The 20,383-nt window shown below is 68.9% G+C and carries 15 protein-coding genes; 5 read left to right on the forward strand and 10 right to left on the reverse strand.

All coding sequences use genetic code 11. The annotated features are described in order from the left end of the window. Positions 1–6,063, forward strand: a 6,063-nt coding sequence (locus tag AB0I81_RS52425; RefSeq protein WP_360675384.1) for a toxin TcdB middle/N-terminal domain-containing protein, incomplete at its 5' end; no start/stop codon positions are given. Beyond that, positions 6,038–6,562: a hypothetical protein gene (locus AB0I81_RS52430; RefSeq protein WP_360675387.1), complete on the forward strand. Its 525-nt coding sequence runs from the start codon at positions 6,038–6,040 to the stop codon at positions 6,560–6,562. The genes AB0I81_RS52425 and AB0I81_RS52430, both read left to right, overlap by 26 nt. 45 nt (positions 6,563–6,607) lie before the next feature. Here the strand turns inward: AB0I81_RS52430 and AB0I81_RS52435 are convergent, their stop codons facing one another. Next, entirely contained in the window at positions 6,608–7,936 is a 1,329-nt protein-coding gene (locus AB0I81_RS52435; protein ID WP_360675390.1) for a tetratricopeptide repeat protein, read from the reverse strand. Positions 7,937–8,010: 74 nt separating this feature from the next. Between AB0I81_RS52435 and AB0I81_RS52440 the strand changes: the two genes are divergently transcribed. After that, complete coding sequence (locus AB0I81_RS52440; protein WP_360675393.1) at positions 8,011–8,391, forward strand: RNA-binding S4 domain-containing protein; 381 nt, start codon at positions 8,011–8,013, stop codon at positions 8,389–8,391. 81 nt (positions 8,392–8,472) lie between these two features. Here the strand turns inward: AB0I81_RS52440 and AB0I81_RS52445 are convergent, their stop codons facing one another. The 6 genes from AB0I81_RS52445 to AB0I81_RS52470 form a co-directional block, all read right to left on the reverse strand. After that, on the reverse strand, positions 8,473–9,051 hold the full coding sequence (locus tag AB0I81_RS52445) for a TOPRIM nucleotidyl transferase/hydrolase domain-containing protein (RefSeq protein WP_360675396.1): 579 nt from the start codon (positions 9,049–9,051) through the stop codon (positions 8,473–8,475). Continuing rightward, the gene (locus AB0I81_RS52450) at positions 9,048–9,263 is read right to left on the reverse strand and encodes a hypothetical protein (RefSeq protein ID WP_360675399.1); all 216 of its coding nucleotides are present in this window, start codon (positions 9,261–9,263) and stop codon (positions 9,048–9,050) included. Before AB0I81_RS52450 ends, AB0I81_RS52445 begins: the two co-directional genes overlap by 4 nt. Before the next feature lie 57 nt (positions 9,264–9,320). Further along, positions 9,321–10,580 (reverse strand): SGNH/GDSL hydrolase family protein, encoded by a 1,260-nt coding sequence (locus tag AB0I81_RS52455; RefSeq protein WP_360675402.1) that lies wholly within the window; start codon positions 10,578–10,580, stop codon positions 9,321–9,323. A 266-nt stretch (positions 10,581–10,846) separates the two neighbouring features. Then, entirely contained in the window at positions 10,847–11,518 is a 672-nt protein-coding gene (locus tag AB0I81_RS52460; protein ID WP_360675405.1) for a DUF2306 domain-containing protein, read from the reverse strand. 244 nt (positions 11,519–11,762) lie between these two features. Then, positions 11,763–12,758 (reverse strand): hypothetical protein, encoded by a 996-nt coding sequence (locus tag AB0I81_RS52465; RefSeq protein ID WP_360675408.1) that lies wholly within the window; start codon positions 12,756–12,758, stop codon positions 11,763–11,765. Continuing rightward, entirely contained in the window at positions 12,758–13,732 is a 975-nt protein-coding gene (locus AB0I81_RS52470; protein ID WP_360675410.1) for a transporter substrate-binding domain-containing protein, read from the reverse strand. Before AB0I81_RS52470 ends, AB0I81_RS52465 begins: the two co-directional genes overlap by 1 nt. Positions 13,733–13,980: 248 nt before the next feature. Here AB0I81_RS52470 and kstD point away from each other — a divergent pair, with 248 nt between their 5' ends. Next, on the forward strand, positions 13,981–15,786 hold the full coding sequence (gene kstD, locus AB0I81_RS52475; protein ID WP_360675413.1) for a 3-oxosteroid 1-dehydrogenase: 1,806 nt from the start codon (positions 13,981–13,983) through the stop codon (positions 15,784–15,786). Here the strand turns inward: kstD and AB0I81_RS52480 are convergent. Beyond that, the gene (locus AB0I81_RS52480; RefSeq protein ID WP_360675415.1) at positions 15,755–16,357 is read right to left on the reverse strand and encodes a hypothetical protein; all 603 of its coding nucleotides are present in this window, start codon (positions 16,355–16,357) and stop codon (positions 15,755–15,757) included. The two genes, kstD and AB0I81_RS52480, sit on opposite strands and share 32 nt — an antisense overlap. 248 nt (positions 16,358–16,605) lie before the next feature. Here AB0I81_RS52480 and AB0I81_RS52485 point away from each other — a divergent pair, with 248 nt between their 5' ends. Next, the gene (locus AB0I81_RS52485; protein ID WP_360675418.1) at positions 16,606–16,875 is read left to right on the forward strand and encodes a hypothetical protein; all 270 of its coding nucleotides are present in this window, start codon (positions 16,606–16,608) and stop codon (positions 16,873–16,875) included. Here AB0I81_RS52485 and AB0I81_RS52490 read toward each other — a convergent pair. Continuing rightward, positions 16,859–19,945, reverse strand: coding sequence for a toll/interleukin-1 receptor domain-containing protein (locus tag AB0I81_RS52490; protein ID WP_360675420.1), 3,087 nt, complete (start codon positions 19,943–19,945; stop codon positions 16,859–16,861). The genes AB0I81_RS52485 and AB0I81_RS52490 overlap by 17 nt on opposite strands. A 75-nt stretch (positions 19,946–20,020) precedes the next feature. Further along, positions 20,021–20,362 (reverse strand): VOC family protein, encoded by a 342-nt coding sequence (locus AB0I81_RS52495; protein ID WP_360675423.1) that lies wholly within the window; start codon positions 20,360–20,362, stop codon positions 20,021–20,023. Positions 20,363–20,383 lie beyond the last annotated feature (21 nt).

Genomic DNA, 20,383 nt, shown 5'->3' on the forward strand with positions numbered 1-20,383 from the left:
CTGCTGGCCAAGCAGGCCGTCACGCTGGGCGCCGAGCCGGTGCCGCTGCAGGTGGAGACCGCCGCCGGCGACCCGTTGTTCTTCGAGTTCACCGCTGCGGCGGGGCTGCTGAGCGGCGCTTCGGTGCAAGTGGGCGGGGTGGAGGAGGCCGCGACCGTGTACAGCCCGGCCCCGGAGGGGGTGTACGGGCGGCCGTATCGGGGCTGGGCGTATGTCGGGTACAAGGGCAACGGTGACCGGGCCACCCAGCCGGTCAGGCAGGGCGATCTGGACAGCATGGAGGATCTGCAGTCCGAGTTGCCGCAGGACGTGGACGTGGATCGGGATCGGCCCGGGTTCGAGCAGGACCCGCGGGTCACTCCGCCGAACGCGATCCTCTTCGTGCCGGAGCCGGATCGTAACAGCTGGGCCTCGGGTGCGGACCTGTCGATCTCGGGCGCGACGGTGACCAGTTCGCGGCTGGGTGGGCAGTCGATCGGGTTGCCCGCTGCGGCGGATGTCTCCGGTGTCCGCGCGGTGCCGCGCATGTCCCGTTCCCAGCAGATCTCGGTGACCGGCAGCGTCGGCGGCGGGGTGGGCAGTGTCGGTGGCAGTGTGTCCACCGGCACCTCCAGCGGCGAGCTGGACTACTTCGACATGAACGCCGACCGGTTCCCCGACGTGGTCGGCGCGGGCGGCATCCAGTACACGGGACCAACCGGGGTGCTCGGCCCGGTCCGCGGCGACACGCCGGGCGGAACCGTGCGCTCCTCGGACAACGTGTCCGGCAACGCCAGCGCCGGCAGCGCGGCCAGGACGATCACCACCGGCCGCGGCGACGCCGCACCGAGCGGGACGACCTCGGCCAACACCTCCTCCTCGGGCAACGACATGCCGCCGCTCGGCATCGGCGGCAACCTGGGCACGGGCACCTCCGACGCCGAGATCGACCTGCTGGACATCAACGGCGACGCGCTGCCGGACCGGGTGTTCGAGGACGGGCGCGCGGCGCTCAACCTCGGCTACCGGTTCGCGGCCCCCGAGCCGTGGCCGGGCGGCCCGCTGAACGACGGCAGCAGCGACAACTCCGGCGTGAACATCGGTTTCAACACCGACTTCTACGGCTTCGCCGGCGGCGCGTCACTCAACCAGGGCGACAGCACCAGCACCGCCACCCTGACCGACGTCAACGGCGACAACCTGGCCGACCGGGTCTTCGCCGGCTCGCCGATCAAGGTGGCGATCAACACCGGCAGCGGGTTCGCCGCCCCGGTGGCGTTCGGCGGCAGCCTGTCCGGGCTGAACGGTGACGTCAACGCCCGGCTGGGTGCGGGCGCGTACTTCACCATCTCGATCCCGATCGCGTTCGGCATCGGCGGGTTCGTCATCATCAACCCCGGCGCCGACACCTCGACCGGGGCCTCGCGCGCCTCACAGGTGCTGCGGGACATCAACGGCGACGGCTTCGCCGACCACCTGGCTTCCGGCGCGGACGACCAGCTCACCGTGGCGGCCAACCAGACAGGCCGCACCAACCTGCTCAAGACGGTCAAGCGGCCGCTGGGCTCGACCGTCGAGCTGGACTACACCAGGGACGGCAACACCTACGACCTGCCGGCCTCGCGGTACGTGCTGAGCTCGGTCAAGACCCACGACGGCCTGGCCGGGGACGGCGCGGACACCCAGCACACCACCTTCGACTACGCGGGTGGCGTATACGACCGGCTGGAGCGCGAGTTCCGCGGCTACGGCACGGTCAAGGCGCAGGCGCGCGACCAGGACGGCGCCGTCTTCCGCACGATCATCTCCGAGTACGACACCCGCAACCACTACACGCGCGGCTTGGTCACCAGGACGCTCACCACCGACAGCCAGAACCGGCCGTTCAACGAGACGCTGAACATCTACGAGCTGCGCGACGTCGCCACGGGCGAACCCGCGGATGGCCGCAGCACCTCCGCGGTGATCTTCCCGCTGCTGGTCAGGACCGACCGGCGCTGGTACGAGGGCCAGGCCACACCCGGCAAGCAGACCCGTACCGACATGACGTACGACAAGCACGGCAACCTCATCAAGGCCACCGACTACGGCGAGAGCGGTGATGCCGACGACGTGGTCACCACCACCGGCTACACCGACTGCGCCGAGCCGCACATCATCGGCGTGCCGAACAAGTCCGAGGTGCGCGGCGGCGGGAAGGTGATGCGGCGCAGCGAGGCCGACGTCGATTGCGCCACCGGCAACGTGACCCGGTACCGGGCCAAGCTGGACGACGACAAGGCCGCGGTGATCGACGCGACCTACAACCCGACCGGCACGCTCGCCACGGTGACCCAGCCGGCCAACCACAAGGGGCAGCGTTACAAGCTGACCTACGGCTACGACGACGTGACCGGCACCCACATCGTCTCCACCAGGGACAGCTTCGGCTACCACTCCACGGCCAGCTACAACCTCAAGTTCGGCGAGACCGAGACCTCGGTCGACATCAACAACCAGTGGCTGGCCCACACCTACGACGACGCGGGCCGGATCGCCACCGTGACGGGGCCGCTCGACCACGGGGCCGGCAAGCCGACCATCGCCTTCGAGTACCACCCCGAGGCGCGGGTCCCGTACGCCGTCACCCGCCACCTGGACCGGGCGGCGGACAACTCGGTCAAGGCCGACACCATCGACACGGTCACCTTCACCGACGGCCTGGCCAGGGCGGTGCAGGTCAAGAAGGACGCCAGGATTGGCGGCGTCGACCAGATGACCGTCTCCGGGCGGGCCGTCTACGACGAGTTCGGTCGCATGGTCGAGCAGTACTACCCGGTCGGCGAGGCCAAGGGCGCGGCCAACACCACCTTCAACGCCACCTTCGACCGGGTGCGCCCGACCGCGAACACCTACGACGTGCTGGACCGGTTGGTGGAGACCGTGCTGCCGGACGGAACGGGCAGCACCACCGCCTACGGCTTCGACAACGACCGCTCCGGCACCCGGCAGTTCTCCGCCGCCGTGACCGACGCCGAGGGCAACACCAAGGCCACCTTCACCGACGTGCGGAAGCTGAGGACCTCGGTCCGCGAGCCGAACCCGGTCAACGGCGGCCCGCCGCTGTGGACCAGCTACGCCTACAACCCGCTGGGCCAGCTCACCAAGGTCACCGACGACCAGAACAACCAGACCACCAGCGCCTACGATGACCTCGGCCGCCGTACGACGGTGACCAGCCCCGACTCCGGGCGTACGACCACGGGCTACGACCTGGCCGACAACGTGACCAGCAAGGTCACCGCGAACCTGGCGGACCGGGACAAGAAGGTCACCTACGAGTACGACTTCAACCGGATGACCAAGATCGACTATCCGGTCTTCCAGGACAACGACGTCCGCTACACCTATGGCGAGCCGGGCGCGCCGTACAACGCGGCCAGCAGGATCACCAAGGTCGAGGACGCCGGCGGCGTGACCACCCGCCAGTACGGACCGCTCGGCGAGATCACCTCGGAGACCAAGATCCTGCCCGGCCCCGGATACCACCAGAAGAAGACCTTCACCACCGGCTACCGCTACGACAGCTTCGGCCGGGTGCTGCAGCTCACCTACCCCGACGGCGAGTCGCTGACCTACGGCTACGACTCCGGCGGCCAGGTGATCACCGCCACCGGCGTCAAGGGCGCCTACACCTACCCGTACCTGCGCGACATGTTGTACGACAAGTTCGAGCAGCGCGCCAAGATCTCACTCGGCAACGGCACCTCCACCACGTTCACCTACGACGCCGCCGACCGCAGCCTGGCGCTGCTGAGCTCGACCCTGCCCTCGGGGTATGAGTTCCAGCGCTACCGCTACAGCTACGACGACGTCGGCAACATCACCCGGCTGCAGAACGACACCAACATCCCCGACGGCTCCACCTCGCCCAAGTTCGGCGGGCCGTCAACGCAGACCTACATCTACGACAACCTCTACCGGCTGACCCAGGCCAGCGGCCAGTACACGCCGGACATCCACAAGACCGACACCTACGCCTTCCGCCTGACCTACGACACCGTTCACAACATCGTCGGCAAGCACCAGCGCCAGGCCATCGTGGACGCCGACGGCGTGGAGAAGGTGCAGCAGGACACCAGCTACACCCACGTCTACAGCTTCGGCTCCCGCCCGCACGCGCCCACCGAGGTCGGCCCGCACGACATGCGGTACGACGACAACGGCAACCTCATCAACCAGGAGTCCGACCAGTACGGCAAGCCCCGCCGCCAGCTCATCTGGGACGAGGACAACCGGCTGGCCTGCGTGCACGACACCGCCAAGAACGACACCCAGCCACAGGACCCCTCCGCCTGCGACGACCACCGCAAGCCGCCCACCGTCCGCTTCACCTACGACGACCAGGGCGAACGGGTGGTCAAGGACAGCTCGCAGACCACGCTGTACCCGAACCAGAACTACACCGCCCGCAACCAGACCGAGTTCAAGCACGTCTTCGTCGGTACCAGCAGGATCGCGACGAAGACCTCCAAGCCGGGCAACTACTTCGAGAAGGACCAGTTCTTCTACCACGGCGACCAGGTCGGCTCGACCACGTTCGGCACCGACGGCAACGGCCGGCTGGCCGAACATCTCAACTACTTCCCCGGCGGCGAGACCTGGGTCGAAGAGAGTCCAGGCCAGTTCAACCCGTACCAGTTCACCGGCAAGGAACTCGACCCGGAGACCGGCTACTACTACCACGGGTCGCGCTACTACGACCCGAAGCTGGGCCTGTGGAAGTCCGCCGACCCCGTCATCGGCGACTACCTCGACGGTGAGGGCAACGACGGCGTCTACAACCCCGGCAACCTCAACCTGTACGGATACGGCTACAACAACCCCGTCCAGAACACCGACCCCAGCGGCAGCCTCGTCTTCCTGATCCCGGCCGCCGTCCTGGTCGGCAAGGGCGTCATGTGGGGCATGACCGCCTACAGCGCCTACCAGGGCGCCAGAGCGGTGGCCAGCACGGTCAACGACGTCGCCGAAGGCCGCAAGACCCTCGCGGAAGGCGCCACGGAAGCCAGCTGGGCGGTCGCCCAGGCAGGTGCGGAAGCCGCCGCGAGCCGCCTCCGAGTGGTGGAACGGGCCGCCGGCTGGATCGGCAACACCCAGGTCGGCCGGCAGGCCAGGGACTGGGTGGCCGAGAAGGCGGAAACCGTCGCCCAGCGGTTCAACAGGGCCGAAGCCCCCGGCGGCCGGACGGACGCCCCCGGCGGCAGGACCGACGCCACCGGCGGCTGCGCCCTGAACAGCTTCGTCCCCGGCACCTCGGTGCTGATGGCGGACGGCAGCACCAAGCCGATCGAGAAGGTGGACGTCGGCGACAAGGTCCTCGCCACCGACCCCGCGACCGGCCGGACCGTGCCCAGACCGGTGACCGCCCTCATCACCGGTGACGGCGACAAGAACCTGGTCAGGATCTCCATCGACCAGGGTGGCGAAAAGGCCGACCTCACCGCGACCGAGGGACACCCCTTCTGGGTCGAGAGGCTGAACAGCTGGATCGACGCCGGAGACCTCCGGCCCGGCATGTTGCTGCGCACCTCCGCAGGCACGTACGTCCAGGTGGAGGCGGTCAGCAGGTGGACCGCCGCGCAACGGGTGCACAACCTGACCGTTGACGGCCTGCACACGTACTATGTCGTCGCGGGCGGCACGCCGGTCCTCGTGCACAATGCCGGTCCATGCCCCCCTGGCAAGGATCCCGACTTCCCGACCATCGATCTCGACAATCACCGGGGGAGATACAACGCATGGCTGGGCCGCGAGGGCCTGAAGCGGCTGCCGGACAACTGGGCCGCCCACCATCGCATCCCGGACGTCTTCCGGCGGCTGGAGCACCCGGAGTTCAAGGACTTCGACTTCCACTCCCCGTCGAACATCCGCGGCGTCGCCGGCAGCGCGATGAAGGACCGCAGCAAGAACATCCACCAGGACATCACCAACGAGTGGGAGAACTGGCGCAAGGAGAACCCGAACGCGACCCGAGCCCAGATCGAAGAATTCGCCAACAAGATTGACGAGAAGTTCAGTGCCCATTTCTGGACCGGAAATTGACGACTGGATCGACGAGATGTCGGCCCTGGCCACGCGGTTCGTCGCCGGCTTCGAGGCGGCGTACGGATACGTGCCGGGTGGGAACTACGTGTCCAGGGCCACCGGCGACGGCGGAGACGCCCTCGCCGGGGCTCTGGGCGACGGCAGCGCGCGGGATCTCGTCGAGTTCTACGCGCGCGTCGAGGAGGTCTGTCTCGCGGACGTCGGGTCCGGGTATTTCGTGCATCCCGTGGACCACGTGGTGCACGGGATGCTGGGCGACGCCAAGCCGACCCGGGTGGTCAGCACGCGCAACAGGGAGATCGTCGCGTTCGGCTCCGACGGCGGCGGCGCGTTGTTCGCCGCCGACCGCCGGACGGAGGAGATCATCCGGCTCGGGGCCGGCATCCTGCTCGGTGACGTGTACGAGGTGGACGACCTTCTGGTGGACGTGATCGCAGAGGACTTCCCGGGCTTCCTGCGCTTCCTCCACGACGAACTGCTCCGGCACATGCCGTAGTGAGCGCGGCGGGGCGGACCGGCAGCCGCCGGCCCGCCCCTCTGCTCAAAGACGTTCGGCCTCACGTACGGCGGCGCGGGCTTCGCGGGCCCGGCCGAGCTGCCCGAGCTGCCTGCCGAGCCACGTCAACGCGTCGCGGAAACCCTCGCGGTGGGTGTCCGGCTCGCGGACGTACAGCGGGCGGAGCAGCGCCACGGCCTCCTCCGTCGAGTCCAGGGCCTCGCCGTGGCGGCCCAGGTGCCCCAGGGCGACACCACGGTTGTAGAGGCTGCGGGCCAGCCCGGCCGGTGAGCCGGCGTTTTCGCGCTGGAGGCCGATCGCCTCCTCCAGCGGGGCCAGGGCGTCCTTGAACCGCTCGACCGCCAGCAGCGTCCAGCCGAGGTTGTTCAGGGACGAGGCGAGCTGCGGCCGGCGCCGGTCGTCGGTCATCGCCGCGGCGCGGTGCAGGCGTACGGCGCGTTCGAGGGGTTCGACGGCTTCGCCGTACCTGCCGAGCCGGGACAGCACGACGGCGAGGTTGTGCAGCGGAGTGGCCAGCCTGGCGTCGTCGGCCGGCAGGCCGATCACCTGCTGGAATCGCGCGGCGGCGTCGTCGAGACGCCCCGCCCGCATCAGGCGCAGCCCTTCCTCGTTCAGCTCGGACACCCGCTCCGCGCTCTCGCGGCGGAAACCGGTCGCGGTCACGCGGTAGCCGTGCCGCGCCAGCAGGTCGTCGATGAAGACGATGAAACCGGGCCGGGTCTCGCGGACGTGGCGGTGGTAGCGGGCCGCCAGGTCCTGGTACGGCGCGGCCTCCTCCTCGCGGCCCATCTGGTGCAACTGGTGGATGAGCGCGAGAAGCCCGCCCCAGTGGTCGATGGCGTCGTCCGTCGAGCCCGCCTCGATCAGCGGACGGCGTAACTGCATCGCTTCGAGATGCGCTCCGAGCGCCTCGTCGGCCTGACCCATCTCGCCCAGCTTGATGCCGAGATGCTCCAGGGACGAGGCCAGCCGCAACTCGGAGCCGTGACGACGGCACAACTCGACGGCCGCACGAAGGGAGACGAGTGCCCGGTCGTGGTGGCGCAGCTCGGCGAGCTGGTTACCGAGATTGACCAGCGCCGAGGCGAGGCTCATGGCATGCACACCCGGACCGCTGCCACCGCCGCTGCCGCTCAACTCACGGAAGAGATCAACGGCCTCTTCAGCGACCGCAACGGCCTCAGCCCTCCTGCCCGCCAGGCCCAGCAGCAGGGCGCAGCGATCCAGCGCCACCCCCAGACCGGGCAGATACAGGCCGGGATCGCTCACCGCGAGCCGCCGGTACTCGCCCACCGCCTCCTCCGCCTCGGCCAGCTCCTGCGCCAGGTCCAGACGCTCGTGCGGGTGGGACACACGGCGACCCTAACACCCGGCACCGACGGTGAAATGCGCGGTGCGCCGGCCGCCCGGCTCGGTAGAGTGTTCGGATGGCGGGTGAACAGGGGAGCGCGCGGGTGGACAGCTGGATCTGGTCCGTCCGGCTGACCAAGACCCGGTCGATCGCGTCCGACGCGTGCCGGGGCGGGCACGTCCGGGTCAACGGGGTACGGGTCAAGCCCGCGCACGCGGTCAAGGCCGGCGACGAGATCCGGCTGCGGCACGACGGCCGGGAACGCATCGTGGTCGTCTCCCGGATCATCGCCAAGCGGGTCGGCGCGACCGTCGCCGCCGAGTGCTACATCGACAAGAGCCCGCCGCCTCCGCCGCGTGAGGAGGCCGTCGCCGTGCCCGTGCGCGACCGCGGCGCGGGCCGCCCGACCAAGCGCGACCGCCGCAACATCGAGAAGCTGTTCGGCCGCCGCGACTGAAACCCCCGGCTTCGCGCTCCCGGCCGACCCGGCCGTCTGCCGGCGGCCTGCCGGTGCCTGCGCGGCGCCGGAAACGGATCGCTATCTCCGGCTGCCCAGCAGCAGGTGGGCCAGCAGCATGTCCAGCGGTCGCGGCACCTGATCGAGATCGAGCGCCGCGACAAGCAGGCCCGAGTAGCGGATCTTGCGGCCCCCGCCCGACCCCATGAACCGGCGAAGCTGGTCGTGAGTGGTCCTCTCCCGCCACACGAGCTGCTTCTGCAGCGTACGAAAGGAACCGAGCTCCCCCTCGGCATCGACGACCCGCTCCACCGCGGCGGTGCCGAGGGCCCGGATCAGCTCATCCTCCAGGTCGGCGACACACACGAAGAACCCGAGCGCCTCCAGATCACTCCGGCTGAGCTCGGACCCGAGGCCGGCGCCCTCGAAGGCCCTCCGGAACTCCTCTTCCTCGCCGGCGTCGCACAGACCGGCCAGCCGGAGACCACGACCGGCAGGACCGAACCTGCCGACATGGGCCCGGATGTTGGTGGCCCCGCCCATCGCCACGACCACGATGCCCTCGCCCGCCAGGTCGAGGCCACGACGCCCGGCCAGCGCCTCGACGGCCGACTTGTCGCTGACACCCTCGACCAGGACCACCGTTCGCGTGTCGATCACGAGCCCAGCCTCGCACCGAACCCTGCGAGGTTCATCCTCTTTTCAGCGTCGTCACTCGCCCGGTCAGCGGACCTGCCGCCAGAGGCCCGGGCCTCCTCGGCGGCCGTCTCGGCGCCGGGCACCGGCGTGAACGTGATCCGGTCACCGCCGACGTAGACGTCACCCGGTTCGTCGTCCGGCAGGATGACCCCCCGCAACCGCCACGCAGGCACACCGCACTCCCTTCTTCAACCGACAAGGTCTCCTTGATTCTCACGGGGGATCGGGCATCAGCGGAACAGCCGCAGCGGCACCGCCGCCGCCATGGCCTGCGCACCGGCGTCGTTGACATGCAGGTGGTCGCCGCTGTCGTACGCGGGACGCAGCCGCAGCGGCCGGGCCGGGTCGCGCACGGCCGCGTCGAAGTCGATCACGGCGTCGTAGGCGCCGCTGGTACGGATCCAGTGGTTGACCGCCTGCCGCTTGGCCTCGATCTCCTCACTCCAGAAGCCGAACCGCGCGCCCTGGGACGGCGTGACGGTGCCGCCGTACGCCTTCAGCCCGCGGGCGTGTGCCTTCGCGATGAGGCGCCGATGCCCCTGGATGAGCTGCCCGGCCGTGACGGTCTCCGACACCGGCGCGGACGAGCCGGGCTGGCCCAGGTCGTTCGCCCCCAGCAGGACGATCACGTGCCGGGCGCCGGCCTGGCCGAGCACGTCGCCGGGGAACCGGCGCAGCGCCGAGGGCCCGAAGTAGGCGGCGTGCGCCTCGGCGGGCTGCCCCGCGGGCGGGTTCGGGTCGTGCAGCAGCCGGTTGCCGGCGATCCCGACGTTCGCGACACCGGGACCGGAGGCGCGCAGCCGGTCCGAGAGCAGGTCGGGCCAGCGGCGGTTGGCGCCCACCGTCGTCGCGACGCCGTCGGAGAGCGAGTCGCCCAGGACCACGACGGCCGAGGTACGGGGGCGGGTCCGGACGTTCACTCCGGACAGGAACATCCACTGGCTCGGTGCGGCGACCGGCCGTATCGTCCCGGCTCCGGCGACATTGCCGTCCGCCACGGCGTTCACCTGCATCGCGTAGCGGTGCACCGTACCGACTTCGGTGCGTTCCGGCAGGTAGAGGCTGATCACCAGATCGGAGTCCGGCGCCACGTCCAGCCTGACCGGATCGCTCACCACCCGCGCGCCCGCCGGAACCGTCACCTCCTGCCTCCCGCCGAAGGTCACCTCGCGGTCGCCGGCGGGGTCGATGTCGGTTCCCGTGCTGCCGGCGCGCGCGGCCACGTGCACCGCACCCAGGCGCAGCGGCCCGTCGCCGTGCTCGTTGGACAACCGCAGCGTGAGGGCGTCCCCACCGACGCTGGTGTGCACCACCTGCCGCACGGTCTGGTCCTCAAGGTAGGTGGCAGGCTCCGGGACGGCGGTCATGCCCGCGGCCCACGTGGCGACCCACCTCGGGCGCGGCACCGTGGCGGCCGACGGGGCACTGACCCCGCCGATGAGCGCACCACACAGCAGAACTGACGCGATCTTGGGGTACGGGAGCATCATCGTCTCCTCCGATCAGGGCGGGCATCAAGGACACCGGCCATCGTGGCGCGGCAGCCGTCCCGGATCGTCAGCCCTGGGGCGTAGCGCGAACTCCACAAATGACACGTTCCGGCTCGCGCGCCGCACGGCCACAGCCGTGTGTCGTCATCCAGGAGTTGCGACGGCAACTCCACCGCCGGTCGCATGTGTCAGCGCCGTCGTCCACGCCTACGAGACCGGTCCGGTCAGCCCGGGCTGGGACGCCCGTACGTGATCACCAGGCCAGGTCAGGCGGAACTCGGCGCGCCCGTAGCCGCATCCCGGGTCAGGCGTCTCCTGATCAGGATCTCCACCACGATGAGGTTGACCACCCATCCGAGCGCCTGCCCGATCGGGATCGTGGCCTCGGCGTTGGCGGCGATCGAGTCCATACCGCTGAACGGCAGCTGGGCCAGCAGGAAGAGCGGCACCAGGATCCGTGAGGTGACGGCGAGGAAGGTGAGCGCGTAGTTGCGCATCATCCAGTTCCGGTGGGCCGCGAAGTCGCGCCGGCGCGCGGCCCGGACGGCGAGCCAGCCGGTGACGAGCCACAGGACGGCGGGGATCGTCAGGCCGATCTGGGTGATGAGCCGGCCCGACAGCAGCGCCACCGGTACGGCGGTCAGCGCGGAGGGGAGCACTCCCGCCAGGAGATAGCAACGTCCGATCACCCGGTGCACCCGCCTGCGCGCCCGGATCGCCGGCACGAACTGGAGCGGGCCGAGCACGAGCGCGACCAGCGCGGTGAAGATGTGCGCGACGAGCAGGTAGTAGTGCGGCCCGCCGCTCACGTCGAGCCGGCTGTCGTCGAGGTCGAGCCCGAAGTAGGGGCCGGCGAGCACGGCGCCGACCACCGCCGCGACCACGAACATCAGCCAGACCCGGCCGGTACGCGCCGTCCCGCTCCGGCGCTTTCCCAAGATCCGCATTCGATGAGCCCTTTCGCTGTCCCGAGCCGACGACTGCTCATCATGCGATGCGGCGGGGGCGCTCTTCGTCAGCCCTGGGAAGGCGGTTCGGCTACGCGAATGAGCGTACGCACGGGGATCCTCCAGCGGCGTCAAGACGCGTCAGGGCGGGAAACGCGGACGCCGCATCCTCCGGGGGGAGTAGACGCGGCGGCATCCGGGTCCCGTTCGTCGTGCGGTGGCCGGGCCGCAAGGTTCAGAGCGGGCGGCCGTAGCAACGTTGATCGATATCCAGCCGGTCGTTGTCGTGGCCATTGCCCTGTAGCAGGGTCCGCTCCACGTTCTTGCCGACTATGGAGATCCGGCTGTAGGGCGCTCGCGAGTAGTCACGGCAGACCGTCTGCGAGATCACGCTGTCGTTCGCCAGGAAGCGCACTATGCCGTTCATTTCCAGAAAAGTCACCATGCGGTCGTCTGTGTGGATGATGTGGCCGGTAAGCGCGGTGTTGGTCAATGATCCGGGAGATGGCCGGAGTTCGACGGCGACGACCGGCAGGACCGGGATCTGCACGAAACGAAACAGGAGCACCGACAGAAGGAGCACGCCGATGTAGATTCCGCCGCCGTCGAAAAGTGCCCGCGCGGCCAGTGCGGGGAGCCGCCGGTTCAGGATCAGCGCAAGCGGGGGAGGGGCGAGCAGCATCGCGCAGAGATAGGCGTCACCCTCCTTCCAGGCTTCGACGGCCGCTGGCCAGATCGCCCCGTAGTAGGCGGCGATGGCGAGCACGGGAAGGCACAGACAGGCCAATGGCACTATCCAGGGGCGTGCCGTTCGGTGGTGCCTCGATGCGAGGCCGATAAGAGCAAGTGCCAGCATCAGGAGTATCGACAGATACTGGATCTCCCATGCGAACAGGGCCATCAGAAAGCTGGACCAGGTGACCCACGCGGGAATGCGCGCGTCGATCCGGACGAGGCACGACCGGCTCGGTTCGGCCAGGACGAGTTTCAGGCTGGCCGCGATGTACCTGACGACGAGAACCGCCGTCGGCACCGTCCACAGGATCGCCAGCGAAAGCGCGCTCAGCAGCGCGAGCGGGTTGATGTGCTGAATCAGTAATTGTGTGGTCTCGGCGTTGTAGTCGCTGAGATACCAGACCTTGAGCATGAGGAGCACCACCGGCACTCCGGGGGAGATGGCAATGGCCCACTCCTTGTCGTAGCCGCGCGCCCGTACGTCATCAGAGGCCACTACTCGCGAAATCCCGGCTTCGCGATGGTGGGCGGCTGACCGACCGCCACCTGCACGTCCTCTCCGACGACCGGCTGCGCGCGGGAGAAGTAGGCATCGTAGAGGCGTTGCCACTCCCCGCTTCTCACCAGCTCGTACAGGGCGGCATCGACGAGTTTCCTCCTGGCCTCGCTGACCGGCACGGTCGTGTGCCCGACGTGTATTCCCCACCGCTCCCAGGCCGACGGGCCGATGTCATGGGCCTTGAAGTCGCCGGGGTCACGGACGATGAAGCCCGCCAGGATGGCCGCATCGCTCCGCACGGCCGTGACCTTTCCGTTCCGCAACTCCGCGATGCAGTCGTTCAGAGTGTGGCGCCCGATGTAGGTGATCTCGTTCTCCACCAGAATGGGCTCCGCCGTGGAGCCGGTCAGCGTGCAGATCTTCTTTCCGCGCAGGTCTCCCTCGCTCTGGAGCGTGCCATCGTAGTCCGCCAGTGTCATCACCGCCTGTCTGGTGTACAGATATGCCTCCGAGAAGGTCACGCCCTCGTCCTTTCGCGGCTGCGTGATGCTGAATGCCGCGACCACCAGATCGACCGGGACGAACCGGCTTCCTTCCTGGCCCTGCATCTCCACTCGCCGGCCTATCTTGATGGAGGCGAAGCGAACCTTCTCCGGAGGGAATTTCAGGTATTTCGCGACCGCCAGCGCCACGTCCACGTCGAAACCCTTGTAGGTGCCGTCGGGCCGGCGTTCGGCGATGCCGGGAAGGCCGTCGCGTACCCCGATCGTGATCACGGGCATGTCCGCGCCGGTGAGATCGGCCTCCGCGAGCAGGTCATATATCGACTCGGTGTTGGCCCGGGTCACCGCCTGAACGGCGGCGAAGGTGCCGAGGGCCAGCAGGGCGAGCATGAAGAGGGCGACGAGGGTGCCGACGAAGGCGTCGATTCGCCGGGCGGTTCTGTCGGGATTGCGACGTCTGCGCAACATACAAAGGGAGCCTTTGAGAGGACACACGGTTACTGGTGCTGATCGGGCGCACGATTGGCGGGAATGATGGGAAGGATGTTACGCCCGGCGGATCGCGCCTGAATGGCTGTCGATGAGTTGTTGGCGTATATGGCATGATTTGCCTTTGTCTTTTATGTCCCGTTTTCGCGCGCCTCCCGACAGAGGCGGAGGGCCGTCTTCCGCGGACGCCGTTGACAGGGAAAACAACCAAGCGCATGCTCGGTTCCATGGCCGGATCAGAGAGATCGTCCAGCAGCCTGAGCCCTGCTGGCCCCAGCCGCCGAACCCTGTTACGCGGCGCCGCCGCCACCGGAAGCGCCCTGATGGCGGGCGCCGCGCTGGGCGGCGCGCCCGCCCGCGCCGAGGCCGAGTACGACGTGGTGGTGGTCGGCGCGGGAGCCGCCGGGATGACCGCGGCGCTGACGGCGGCCAAGCGCGGGCTGCGCGCCGTCGTGATCGAGAAGGCGCCCACCTTCGGCGGATCGGCCGCCCGTTCCGGCGCCGGGATCTGGATCCCGAACAACGAGGTCATCCTGGCCGCCGGCGTCCAGGACACCCCCGCCAAGGCCGCCGCCTACCTCGCCCGCGTCGTCGGCGACACCGTGCCGATCGAACGGCAGCGGGCGTTCCTCGCCGCGGGGCCGCCCATGCTCTCGCTCGTGATGCGGAACAGCCCGCTGCGCTTCCGGTTCATGGAGGGCTACTCCGACTACTATCCGGAGTTTCCCGGCGGCATGCCCGGCGGGCGCTCGATCGAGCCCGCCCAGCTCGACGGCAACCTCCTGGGCGCCGAACTGGCCCGGCTGAACGGCCCGTACATTCCGAGCCCGGCCGGCATGGTCGTGCACAGCGCCGACTACAAGTGGCTCACCCTCGCCGCGGTCCACCCCAAGGGCCTGGAGGTGAGCGCGGCCTGCCTGCTGCGCGGCACCGAGGCGGCGTTGCGCGGCGAGAAGCCGCTGACCATGGGCCAGTCGCTGGCCGCCGGCCTGCGCGCGGGGCTGCACGCCGCCGGCGTACCGGTGCTGCTGAACACCCCGCTGCTCGACCTGAGCAGCGAGGGCGGTCGCGTCACGGGCGTCATCACCCCGTCAGGACCGATCAGGGCCAGGCGCGGCGTGATCATCGGGTCGGGCGGGTTCGAGCACAGCGCGGCCATGCGCGCGGAGTTCCAGCGCCAGCCCATCGGCACGAACTGGACCATCGGCGCCAAGGAGAACACCGGCGACGGCATCGAGGCCGGCGAGCGGGCCGGCGCCGCGCTCGACCTGATGGACGACGCCTGGTGGGGCCCCGCGATCCCGCTGCCCGGCGAGCCGTACTTCTGCCTGGCCGAACGCACCCTGCCCGGCTGCCTCCTGGTCAACGGCAACGGCGTGCGCTTCGTCAACGAGGGCGCCCCCTACAGCGACGTCGTCCACGTCATGTACGACCGCAACACCCCCGCCGCCCCGCACATCCCCGCCTGGCTGATCACCGACCAGCACTACCGCAACAAGTACCTGTTCCGGGACGTCGCGCCGCTGCTGCCGCTGCCCGGCGCCTGGTTCGACAGCGGCGCCGTGCACAAGGCGTGGAGCATCGAGCAACTGGCGCAGAAGATCGGCGTCCCCCAGGCCGCGCTGCGCGGCACGGTCAGCCGGTTCAACGGCTTCGCGACGACCGGCAGGGACCTCGACTTCCGGCGCGGCGACAGTGCCTACGACCGCTACTACGCCGACCCCCTGGTCAGGCCGAACCCGTGCCTGGCCCCGCTGTGGCTGCCGCCCTTCTACGCGTTCAAGATCATCCCTGGGGACCTCGGCACCAAGGGCGGGATGCGCACGGACGCCCGCGCGCGCGTGCTGCGCGCCGACGGTTCGATCATCACCGGCCTGTACGCCGCCGGCAACGCCAGCGCGGCCGTCATGGGCCACAGCTACGCCGGCTCCGGCTCCACCATCGGCCCCGCCATGACCTTCGGCTACATCGCCGCCAACGACATAGCCGACACCGCGTTTATTACAGCCAGCCTTCGTCCCTTGCGCGCATGAGAGCCTTCGTGCGGCTGCCCGCGCCGAGCCGGGCGTACAGGCCGCTCAGCAGGCGGTACATCATCCGCTCCGAATAGCCCACCAACTCGGCCAGCCGAGCGACGGTCATGCCGTCGGCCAGCCGGCGCAGCCACTCGATCTCACCGTCGGAGAGCAGGCGAGGAGGCTGCTCGGGCGCGCCACCGGCGACGAGCGTGCGCAGCACGTCCACGGGCAGCAGGCTGCTGCCGCTGACGGCGGCACGCACGACGTCGCGCACCATGGCCGGCGAGGCGTCGCGGGGCAGTACGCCTACGGCTCCCGCGGCGACGGCCCGGACGTAGGCGTTCGAGGTCGCGTCGGAGAGCACGATCACCACGATGGCCTCCGGCCGTACCCGCAGCAGATCCCTGAGCCCGGCCCAGTCCCGGTCGTGCTCGACGGTCAGCAGGACGAGCGGCACTCCCGGCGCGGACGCCCACTGCAGCACGTCCTCGGGGGCGTCCGCCCTGAACCCCTCGTCGTCCAGGGTGGCGACGAGGCCGCGGGCGAACATGGGCAGCGGATCGACGACGGCGACCCGAACCGTCATACGGATCATGCCTCCCCGTGGAGCAGGCTCGCATCGCCATGGTCGTACGGTCCAGCCCCGATGGGGGTGTCCGTATTCTGCCGGGATGTGGCAGGAATACGACACAATGCGGCCGGGGGATTACCGGGTGCCGCCGCCCGAGTGGTCGTGGACCTGCGCTTCTAGCGTTGTGTAGTTTCGCTCTCACGTCTGGCCACCGGGCATCGCCGGACATAGGGGATCTTCGTGCTCTCAATAGGGAGGGCGACATGGTCAATGAGAATTTCGGCTCCGATCCGAGCCGCCTGCCGCTGCGGCAGCGTGAATCCGGTCGGCAACCGCGCCCCAACCCGGCCGCCGGGTCGTTGCGGCAGGGAGACATCGTCAAGCCGAACTATGGGAAGGCACAGGACCGGGACGATCACCCGCCTGGCAAGATCCTTGGCATCGACAGGGGCGAGGCGCTGGTGCGTTGGCGGGACGAGCCGACCACGCCGCAGAAATACGAGCTGAAGCTGCTCATCAAGTTCGAGGAATAGCCGGCTGTCTTCCACCGCCGGCCGCATCGAGTGCCTGCTGGAGGATCGCCTGTTCGGCTGCCGGGCGGAAGAGCAGAAGGTGAGTGCAGGCGTTCTGCCGGGCGCCGTCCACCGGCGCCAGGCCGCAGGCTCGCCGGTACATTTCCACGGACCGGTGGATCCGCTCGGGCTCATCGCAGAGTGCCAGGCCGCACAGTGCCAGCCCGGCAGCGTCATAGGTCTGGTACTCGCGTGGTTCGCGTTCTATCCGCAGCCATGCCTCAGTGCAGGCGATATGGAACGCGGCCTGGGCATCGCCGATCTTGTCCTGCCGGTACAGGACGATCCCGTAGGTCACCCATGCGCCCAGCGCCCGGATGCCGGACGGCTGATGGACGGCGGCGCTGACCGCGGCCGCCGCGCTGTCAAGACGGCCCGCGTGCAGGTAAGCCTGGGCAAGGCTGACATTGGCCTGGCGCGAGAGGGTCGGGTTACCGGTCATGACACCGATTTCGGCCGACTCCTTCGCCAGGGGGATGGCGCGGCCGTACTCGCCCCTGGCACACTGCAACGCCGCCTGAGCGTCGAGAAGCTGGCCTTTCAGCCAGTGACCCTCCACTTCATCTGCGATCTTCAGGCCGTCGGCGAGCAGCTTCAGGCCGCGATCGTCGTCGCCGAGCTGGCCCCACAGCCATCCCTGGTTCAGCCGGGTGCGGGCGAGAGTCTGCGCGGCTTCCCCGCCTTTCACCTCCGACAGCAGTCGTTGCGCCCGGTTCAGCTCCCGGTCCGCCGCCGGGAATCGCCCCAGGCGGGCCAAGGAGCTGCCCAGGTTGGTCCTGGCCTTGCCTTCCTCGTACCGTAGCAAGTGGAGCCGGCTGCGCCGGGCCGCCGCCCGATACACCCCGATCGCCGTGGTGATCCAGCCGTCGTCCAGGTAGCTGTTGCCGATCTGGATCCGCAGCAGGATCTGGTCGCGCAGCGGTTCGGAACGTTCCCGCAACTGCCGCAGGAGGTCGGTGAGTTTGGCCGTGTCCGAACCGGTCGGATCCTCTTCTCCATGACGGGCGGCGATCCCGGCGGAGGTGTTGTCCGCCCGCTGCCGGGGGGAGAGAGACCCGGCGTCGAGCAGGTCGCGCCATGGTGCGAGCATGTTGCTCTGACCCCACTTGGCCAGATACGTCGTGTCGAGATGGTCTATGAGTTGCAACGCCCGCTGGTTTCCGCCCGCGGCGATGCGCAGGCGGATCTCGCTGAGCTGCGGATACAGATGGTCCACCTGCTTCGCTTCGGTGTCCGCCTGCCTGGCGACCTCGCGGAAGTAGTCGGCGGCGAAAGGCAGCAGCCACGTCCGGGCGTAGAGCGGGTGCGGACTCTCGTAGTCATTCGCGGAGCCCGGTGGCACGGTCTCCAGGACGTGTTCGGCATCGGGTTTGGGCGGGAGAAAATATCGTTCACCGTCGCGGCGTATCAGTCGCCTTTCCTCCAGGCTCCGGAGGAAAGGCGTACTGTTGACCCCGGAGACATATTCCTGCAACAGGAAGTCGACGGCCTCGGGGCGCACCGGCAGGCCATACACGGCCAGCGCCTGGACCACGCGTTGCTCGGTCCTGTCCAGACGGCTGATGACATCCTGGAGCAGGACGGTCGTCGCCTCCTTCCGATCCCTGCTCTGATCCTCGATCTTCGATATGACCCTGTCCAAGGTCAGGTTCGGGTCGGAGCGCAACAGGCAGTAGACGAGCTCTATGAACCGAGGAACCCCATCGCTGACTACAGCGAGGCGGCGGATCTCGGCGTCGGGGAGCGCCGCCACGCCCAGCAGGCCGCCCTCGTCCAGGCGCGCCAGGAACGGCCTGGTCTCTTGCGGTGGCAGACCTTCCACCAGCCCGCACGAACGGATGCGCTGTTGATACTTCCGCTGCCATGAGATCAGTTCTCGTTTGGCGGACAGCAGGAGCCGGATGCCGTGATCCTCGCGGCGCACCAGCCTCTGGATGATGAGGCCGAGGTCCCTGTCCCGCAGTCGCTCGGCGTCGTCGAGGAGGTCGTCGAAGTTGTCGATGGCCACGACCACCGGGGTCGAGCCGAGCGCGGCCAGCACCAGGTCGAGTTTGTCCTCCACGGAGATGGCCTCACGCAGGCTGCGGCCGAGGCGCACGCTCGCCTCGCCCGGGACCAGAAGCCTGAGATCATGCAGGAGCGTGCCGGCATAGATCTGCCGGTAGCCCCCCACCGCCAAGTAGACGAATCCTGCGGCCTCGAAGGCGAGCGTCCTCGCGCCCAGACGTCGTCGTACCTCGGCGATCAGGGAGGTTTTGCCTTTGCCCTCGTCACCGGGGAGCAGGATCGCGCGGACCGAGGGGTCGTTCAACGCGTTCTTGACCTCCTCCAGCCTGGCCACCTGGTCCTGGAACTTGGTCGGCGCCGGGATGGGTATCTCGTTGACGCAGCGCATTCGGGCATCGTCGCGCACGTCATCGCTGACTTCCCGCTCGCGGCGCAGTCCCTCCCTGATGCGTTCCTCCGCGGCTACCAGCGCGCCTTCCGGGTCTGCCGCCCGGGCGGATTCCTCCTGCTGGCGCTGCCTGACCTCCTGCGCGAAAGCCTGATGCCGGAGGCTGGGCGGGGGATCCGCCGAGGGGATCCGCTGGCCGAGCTTGTCAGCGGAGTGCTCGGGTTTGGCATACGTCTCCAACTGCTGGACCAGTCGTGCCCATCCCTTCTCCCGATCGGCGGCGAATTCGATGGGCGTCAGTGTCTTCAGGGACAGCGGGGGATCGACGTCGTCATGCATCCTCACCACCATGATGTCCCTGTTCAAATCGAGGGCCATGGCGATCTCTTTACGACACCAGGCACTCTCACGGAGAGCGCGCGTCAGCACGACGATCACGACATCAGCGGTGCTGAGCCTGTTCTCCAACTCCCGGTCGAACTGCTGCTCCGCGCGGATCCGCTCGCCGTACCATGGAGCGAAACGCGGCGATGCCTCGTGCAGGTCCCCATGCAGGCGGCGGGTGAAGTCGGTGCCGTCCTGTGTGGCGTAGCACAGGAAGATGTAGAGCTGATCCAGGCGCTGGTTTCTGTCCATGAGACCCCTGGCCAAAATCGGCTGATTGCAGTTCTACGGCCAATTCATGGCAGGGTCAAGCCGCCGTCCGGATGCTCAGCCGGGGACGCCGCCGAAGCTGATCTCGTTGCCTTCCGCGTCCTGATAGATCACCTTGGTCACGCCCCCGTCGAACGTCTCACGCCCGGCGGGCTCGATGCCCCGCCGGGCGATCTGGGCGACCCGGTCGTCCAGATCGCTGACGTATGAGAACACCAGGGCGTTCCCGGCCCGTTCCGGCTGCTGGACGATGTAGATGTACCGGTGCTCGGCCACCTCCCACACCGCCTCGATCTCGTTCGGCAGGAACGAGGGCTCCTTGCCGAAGAGCCGCTCGTACCACGGCAGTGCCGCGGCGTAGTCGGTGACGGGTATTCCGGCGAAGAGGTCCAGCCCCATGTCGTCCTCCATGTGTAATCG

It is taken from the genome of Nonomuraea sp. NPDC050404, from assembly GCF_040655495.1.
Classification (GTDB): domain Bacteria; phylum Actinomycetota; class Actinomycetes; order Streptosporangiales; family Streptosporangiaceae; genus Nonomuraea.

Excerpts from the sequence above, each read along its gene's own strand:
- AB0I81_RS52480 (WP_360675415.1), bottom strand. The coding sequence starts at position 16,357 with ATGACGGTTCGGGTCGCCGTCGTCGATCCGCTGCCCATGTTCGCCCGC.
- kstD (WP_360675413.1), top strand. The coding sequence starts at position 13,981 with ATGGCCGGATCAGAGAGATCGTCCAGCAGCCTGAGCCCTGCTGGCCCC.
- AB0I81_RS52485 (WP_360675418.1), top strand. The coding sequence starts at position 16,606 with ATGGTCAATGAGAATTTCGGCTCCGATCCGAGCCGCCTGCCGCTGCGG.
- AB0I81_RS52495 (WP_360675423.1), bottom strand. The coding sequence starts at position 20,362 with ATGGGGCTGGACCTCTTCGCCGGAATACCCGTCACCGACTACGCCGCG.
- AB0I81_RS52470 (WP_360675410.1), bottom strand. The coding sequence starts at position 13,732 with ATGTTGCGCAGACGTCGCAATCCCGACAGAACCGCCCGGCGAATCGAC.
- AB0I81_RS52490 (WP_360675420.1), bottom strand. The coding sequence starts at position 19,945 with ATGGACAGAAACCAGCGCCTGGATCAGCTCTACATCTTCCTGTGCTAC.
- AB0I81_RS52440 (WP_360675393.1), top strand. The coding sequence starts at position 8,011 with ATGGCGGGTGAACAGGGGAGCGCGCGGGTGGACAGCTGGATCTGGTCC.
- AB0I81_RS52455 (WP_360675402.1), bottom strand. The coding sequence starts at position 10,580 with ATGATGCTCCCGTACCCCAAGATCGCGTCAGTTCTGCTGTGTGGTGCG.